Annotated in this window: 7 protein-coding genes; 5 read left to right on the top strand and 2 right to left on the bottom strand. The window is 35.7% G+C overall.

Going from position 1 to position 6847, the window contains the following annotated elements; genetic code table 11:
* Window positions 1–31 precede the first annotated feature (31 nt).
* Window positions 32–235 (bottom strand): DUF7695 domain-containing protein, encoded by a 204-nt coding sequence (locus tag ON09_RS26980; RefSeq protein WP_455566578.1) that lies wholly within the window; start codon window positions 233–235, stop codon window positions 32–34.
* Between the two features lie 266 nt (window positions 236–501).
* Entirely contained in the window at window positions 502–972 is a 471-nt protein-coding gene (locus tag ON09_RS21280; RefSeq protein ID WP_162097949.1) for a DUF6252 family protein, read from the bottom strand.
* A gap of 768 nt (window positions 973–1740) precedes the next feature.
* Between ON09_RS21280 and ON09_RS21275 the strand changes: the two genes are divergently transcribed.
* From ON09_RS21275 to ON09_RS21250, 5 genes are all read left to right on the top strand, one after another.
* A complete protein-coding gene (locus ON09_RS21275) occupies window positions 1741–2295 on the top strand; it encodes a recombinase family protein (protein WP_010603094.1) in 555 nt (184 codons plus the stop codon).
* A 107-nt stretch (window positions 2296–2402) separates the two neighbouring features.
* Window positions 2403–3203, top strand: coding sequence for a lipid II flippase Amj family protein (locus ON09_RS21270; RefSeq protein ID WP_010603093.1), 801 nt, complete (start codon window positions 2403–2405; stop codon window positions 3201–3203).
* Window positions 3204–3421: 218 nt separating this feature from the next.
* Complete coding sequence (locus tag ON09_RS21265; RefSeq protein WP_010603092.1) at window positions 3422–3907, top strand: hypothetical protein; 486 nt, start codon at window positions 3422–3424, stop codon at window positions 3905–3907.
* 426 nt (window positions 3908–4333) lie between these two features.
* Complete coding sequence (locus tag ON09_RS24535) at window positions 4334–4690, top strand: M15 family metallopeptidase domain-containing protein (RefSeq protein WP_010603090.1); 357 nt, start codon at window positions 4334–4336, stop codon at window positions 4688–4690.
* 170 nt (window positions 4691–4860) lie between these two features.
* Entirely contained in the window at window positions 4861–5367 is a 507-nt protein-coding gene (locus ON09_RS21250) for a hypothetical protein (RefSeq protein ID WP_010603089.1), read from the top strand.
* Window positions 5368–6847 lie beyond the last annotated feature (1480 nt).

The following is a 6847-nucleotide window of genomic DNA, read 5'->3' as shown; positions in this document are numbered from 1 at the left end:
ACGTACACACTATTAGAACATTATCGTAAAATTAGATTTCGCATGATGATAAACTACCGGTTATAATTGTATCGGTAATGATTGATGGTGTATTGATTTCAATAATTCTTAAATTTAATCCTCCATCTACGGCTATGAAACCGCATTGACATACTTGGAGGTCATATTGGCTATGGCTAGTTAGTATATTTCCGCAATTATTGCACATTGCCTGATTTGCTTTTAGATTTATCATTCCTACGTGGATTTTTATCGTATCAAATATATGATACGTGTGCGTTTTATGCAATCTCTAAAAACCTTTTTAGCATATTGCAACTGTAAGGACATTCATTGCTAAATAATAGAAATCAGCGGTTGAAATATTATAATTAAAATAGCTAAGGTTTTTATTAATAATCTCAAATCTTCGTTTTTTGAGACAGTCTTCGACTTGTGATAGTCGGATAAAGACGCCTAATTTCTGTCGTTCGATTATTTGCCTATTAAAGATTCAATTGATTAATAGGTGTTATAGACAAGGTTGAACTCCCCTTCAGAAATATCTGCAACCACTTTGGTATTATTATCCACCGCCTTAAAAGAAAACGTTCCCCTTACTCTTTTAGTTTTTTTGTCCAGCGTTAGGATTTGTAGTTTTCCGGTATATCCTAATTGGGAGGTACATTTTATGTTTTTACTTTTATCCTCGTACTCAGCTGTATTTTTAATCCCATTTAGTATATGACTTCCGGGTCGTACTTCGTTTTCTAAAAAAATGGCAAACGAAATTGTCTGTCTAGTCCCTTCCTGATATGCCGAAACAAAGAAAGTTTTTCCTTCATCAATCAGATGCACCTCAGCGTCGTGACCATATTTAAGGTCAGAATTCCGGGGTCTCCAAAGCTCCCCATTTACTTTACATTTGAAATTATTGGTTACCTCATCTTTCTTACAGCTGCTAGCCAGTATCGTGACCAATAACACGAACATAATCCAAAATTTTATCATATCGAGCATCAAATTAAAGCAGTTCCAGTTTCTTAGAAGCAATGTCAGCAATCACACAAGCTAAATATCATAATTAACGATTAATTTACTCAGTGAATAATCTTTTATGAATAACATAACTCTAATTAATTTAGAACATTAATTTTCACCGTTGAGCTTGCATCTCAAGCATTTTTAGTTAAAAATAATTAGTAAATAAAGTTAACAGAATAAATATACAAAAGATAAAAAGTGCGAATCCTTTTCTTCAACTATCAAGCCTACTAAAGTTTTTTGATAAAACTCGCAGCCGGAAATTCTGGAAATTTGGGCAAAGACTGAAAATGTCCTTATCAACTCTAAACTAGAACTGCTGAACGCCTGGCACTATCTTTACTGATTTTTCTCTTTGCCGTAAATTGTGCAAGTAAAATTACATTTGAAAGAAATATATACAATAGGGCTGAATACATTCAATTCTTTAAAACAGACTCGATGTTGTGTTCCCAATCCTTAAGATATCAAGAAGAATAGTTATCGTCCATGTTAGAATAGTTTTATATGAAAAATGCGAGAACTTTTTTGTCTTTAAAAACGGTGGTATTATGAGATTCATAAATCTGTCTACAACCAAATAAAGTTCACAAGCCTTAGTTTCCCAAAAACTTGTATCACAAAACAAAGTTTATTAAATTCACAAAGAAAGGTTTTAGTGATACAATAATGAAGATCGGATACGCCAGGGTTTCTACGAAAGAACAAAATTGAAGTTTGCAAATTGAAGCACTCGAAAAAGCGGGATGTGAGATTATTTTCAGAGAAACAATTTCTGGAGCAACTAAGGTTCGCCCGGAACTTGATAAAATGATTGGTCAGTTTCGAAAAGGTGATGAATTGGTTGTCTGGAAATTGGACCGTTTGGGAAGAAGCTTGAAACATATAATTGATTTAGTTTTAAGATTAAGTGAAGATGGCATTATTATCAAAGGTTTAACCGATGGAGTTGATACTTCAACAATTAATGGTCGCCTTTTTTTAAATATCATGGCTTCATTAGCTGAATATGAAAGGGAATTAATCAGAGAAAGAACAAAAGCTGGCTTAGAATCCGCGAGGGCTAGAGGTCGTACGGGAGGTAGGCCGAAAGGTTTTACCAAAGACACGATTTCCAAATTGTTGGTTATGCGCTCAGTGTATAAAGATTTCGATAAAACTCCTGAAGAAATTTATAAAGGACTACAATTAACAAGAGCAACGTTCTACCGCTATTCAAAGATCCTCGACACTTATAATAATGAGGAAATAAAAAACATGCAGAAGAAATAAAAAACCAAGCGTTAGCTGATGCAAATATTAATTAGGAAATTCAGGAATAAAAATCAAGTGTTGGTAGAATGTTGTATTTAATGTACTTTAGACGAGCAATTTAAGTTATGCCAGTACAGATATATATTGTTCTAATCCTCACATTTGTTATAAATCTCATAACAACTCTTTCGTATTCAGTTAGGATTGTTGGTATCCGCACAAGTAGAGTTGCAATATCTTTTGCTTTGTTTAACATTCTGGTTTTAGTTTCAAGAACTGCGAATGGATTTCAAGCTCCTCTTTTAGCGAAAACTGTTGAAAATGATTTGAAGATAGGAGTAACTAGCAACATTGGAGCTTTCCGCCTAATAATATTTTCTTGCTCTGTAGCCACAGTGGTTGGTACACTATTGATCCCCACCTTTCAACGAGTATTATCTAAAGCCGTAATAAATTTCAGTATTCATAAATCCATGGGAAAGCTATTAATTCATGGCTTCTCGAAGTCAGGGATCTTATATTTTAAGGATAGCATCACATTTCCAAGGAGAGAAAATATTTCTGACATTAAATTAGGTAACGAATTTCCGTTAAGAATTTTCATTTTAAATATTTTTGCTGTTGCAATTCTGACTGTGGGAGTTTTATCCGCTGTTTATGCTTCCTATTTGAACCCTGAATACAGAACTACAGCCAGTAATTTGTCCGCATTTATTAATGGCTTTGCTACCATAATAATGTTTGCTTTTATAGATCCACATCTATCTGTAATGACTGACGACGTCATGCTAGGAAAATGTTCAGAGGCGACTTTTAGAAAATATATTGTTTATATGACTATCGCTAGACTAATTGGAACGTTGGTAGCTCAACTTTTATTTTTACCGGTTGCAGAAGTTCTAGCGTTGGCCGCATCTACCGTGTAATCTAGATCTAACCTGAAAATTCAATTTAATAATAGGAAATGATCGTCCTACAAAACGAACCTTTTTTATTTTTGAAGCATAGAAATCAAATAGATTTACTTCATATCTTCGTAATAAGGGAAGTATTTAAGTGAAATATTTAAGAATGAATTATGCAGTAATTTCTTAATGTTTTTAACTGGAAATTAACAAAAATTTAATATAAATTAATTGCTCACATGAAAAAACTAGATCTATTGGAACTAGAGTTCGAAATGGACGTGATTTTAAATGATTATTTATCAACTATTAAAGGAGGAGGGGGTGAAGGTCCTGGTGATGATTGGCTAAACTTCGGTGGATACGGAAACCCGATGCACCCAATTGAATTAGACACGGTATCCATTTCTCCATCTAAGCCGGGATTCACAGATCATGTTCTTTACCAAGCCCTCTCATGGGCTGATGCTTCAATAGGGTTATCTTTTAGTGCAAGCGAAGCCTCGGCGGTTTACATGGGCACCGCAATGCCCGGTTGGTTTTCGGCAGCTAGCGAAGGCATGGCCTGGGTAGGAGTCTTAGATAACGCTTCACAATTTATCGATCATCCGAACTGGCAGGATGCCGCGCAAATGATGATAGGTGCTACACTCATCGTCGTTGCTGGTCCAGAGTTGATGCTAATTGGGTCTGCTGGATTATTTATCTGGGAAATTATAGAGTAATCGATGTTAATTGACATATACTTTTTTATATTTTATAAATATTTCTCTCATCCTAGATTTAAGAATAGAGTCAAGGCGATCAATAGGGCTTCACTTTTGGTTGCGCTGACTCTGGTTTCTATCATTAACATTATTGGCTTGTTGTTACAGCATTTTACCTCTGTTTGCTTGTACGGGGGTATTACCGGTAGAATCGTTGGTGGATTGATTGGTATTGTAACATTGGCACTCGTTTATTTATATTTCAGCAGGGGCAACTATGGTGAAACAATAGCTGAAAGACTTAATGGGAAACACTATGATACACCGTTGAACAAATGGTTATGTTGGTCCTTTTTTTTGCTCAGCTTTTTTGGGTTGCTTTTATTAGCAATGTATTTCAAAAATGTGACTTTCAGCACGATGCCCCTGAAATAATCCGTTTTCATGGCGTCGCTAAACAAACTGCAATTTACGTTCACGAGAAATCTAAATAAACTGTTAACGGTTTGTTTCTCTAGTGGGTTTGAGGTGACCATGGGAGAAGTATTTAGAACAGAACTTCAACAACAAGTATATTTTAAACTATGTAAAACAAAAACATTAGATTCTTATCATCTCAAAAGACTTGCTGTGGATTTACACTTGTTTAAAGACAATATTTTTTTAAGCGAGAACTCTGCCTACGAATTTCTGGCAGAGTATTGGGGAAAGTTGGATCCTCGAAACTTCGCTGGTTATTATTGGGGATGGGATGCAATGCATTTTGAAATGAGAGAATATGAGAGATCGGACAGGCGTTAATCACAAAAAAAGAGGTAACAGTTTGCCTAACATCGTGTGGCAGACCCGATCTTTTAAACAAAACGCTATCTACTTTTTATAGATACAATACCTATCCTATAAAAACAACCATTGTAATTGATGATTCTGTATTTAAAGACTCGCATAATGATAACTTAAAAACACATTAAATGAAAAAAACATCATTGGCAATTTTAGCAATAATTTTTCTCGAACTGAATGCAAACGCTCAGACAGAAGGCGCGGTCAATAAGCTTAGCATAGGTGCAGACATTGCATTGCCAACAACAGAGGGAAGCAAGAATATTCTGTTGGCCGGTGGATCAGCATATTACGAAGATCCCATAGCAAAGTCATTTAACTTAACAGGCTCACTAGGTTACCTAAGTATGTTTTCTACAGAAAAAAATGTATCCGGGAGTTTGGGTTTTTCGTCCATTAAGCTGGGTGGCAAATATTATTTCGGTAAGAATTATTATGGCGCTTTACAAGCGGGTGTTACCTTACAAAGGGAAGGTGGAGTTAGCTATTTTGCCTATTCACCTGGCCTGGGAGCATCCTTTTCTGTGAGCAGCAAATCCAGTCTGGATTTCGCCCTTCGTTATGAAAACTGGTCTAGGGACGGTAGTTCGCTGGGATTAATAGGGCTTCGTATCGCTTACGCATTTGGCCTGTAAAAAGCTCGATTGTAATTACATGGGGCTTTAAGCATTTTAAGATTGTTTTATTTAAAGTGCTATTGCACAGTCTTCTGTAAACTGCAAAAATCCTGGATTAAGTTGTTGATCAGCTCCCTAACTGAATGGTAGTATTCCCTTATTAGTAATTCTAAATTACGGTAGCAAAAATCTTCATCGAGCGGATGTTCAACATTTTCGACAATTCGAAGCTCTAGTTAATGGCAAAGCGCAATCTAGAGTTCGCGCAGGCATTAAAAAAACTTAAATCAGGACAATACATTTGCATTCTATTATTTCAAGCAATACGTTTACTTTAGGATATAATCGCTTAAATTACCAACGCCCTCAAAGATAAATGTTGTGGGCGTTAATACTGATCATAGCATCTCCTAAAACGAAGGTATCGATGCGTAGTGCTTATTTTTCTTTTAGTTGTACGTACATACTCAACAATTGAGGCAAAGAACTTTATTTTCTACACACCTAGCGTAAAGTGATCGTTTTCCTGAACAGTGTTTGAATATTTAAATAAAGCTTTTGAAGGTTCAAACTTAAAAAAGTCAACCCGAATAGGAATTAGTAAAAGCTTGAAATCTTGTGATTATAACCATATATTACAATCACAAGAATCAAACTTTAAGTTAACTTTTTGAAAGATTTCCCTTGCAGTTCACTATCTACTGAATCCAAAATTTGAATTATATCTAGATAAGTATTGTAAATTAGTTAGCCATATATTGTGTATTTCGGTGAAAGTGACCCCTCTGTTTCGGGCCAAACTGGCCACTAATTATTACCGGATGATGCACATCTAAGTTCCTTTCCCTCTGAACAAATATACACTTCGGATCCAAATCCATTTTCCTCAGTACTTTTCGTTTTAATCCATCTTACTGCCGGATTTATCCTCAATTCAGACCTTTCTAGCGATCAAAATCCATTCGCAGGTACTAGAACGCGCAAAAAAACGCCATACCCCCTTCAAAGCAGCGAAGTGACCGTAGTCCATCCCAAATAGTAGATATGCTACCAGGAGCCTTTATTTTATGCAGAAATTGAAAAATTATTCCCGAAAGCCAGTTGCGAAGAAAGCTGATCGAAAGATCAGAACGGCCAGTTTGCCCCGAAACAGGTGGTCACTTTAAAGCGAAATGGGGTGACAGTTTAAATGCGGAACGGCTGGCCATTTTTGCCGAAATGCCCAAGAACTTGTCACGTCCTGATTTTACTTGTCGTTTTTGAGTTATAATACTAGAACTAGTTTACATCTTCTGAGTAGTAATACTGGAATTAGTTTACACCAATTTTGTGTTAATTCTGATATTACTTTACAAGAGTACAATTTGTAATTTGTTAATAAAAGAATTGCGGTGCATTTTTTCTGATTGTATTTTCAGACGGTCTTCAGGGGCTCTTCTTGCATTCCCTTTTTTTTATAAGGGTAGTGTTTCCAACGCTTGCTTATTTCGCCAGACAT

It is taken from the genome of Pedobacter agri PB92, assembly GCF_000258495.1.
Lineage (GTDB): Bacteria > Bacteroidota > Bacteroidia > Sphingobacteriales > Sphingobacteriaceae > Pedobacter > Pedobacter agri.
The sequence above is the reverse complement of the archived record's forward strand: the minus strand, read 5'-3'. Positions and strand labels throughout refer to the sequence as shown.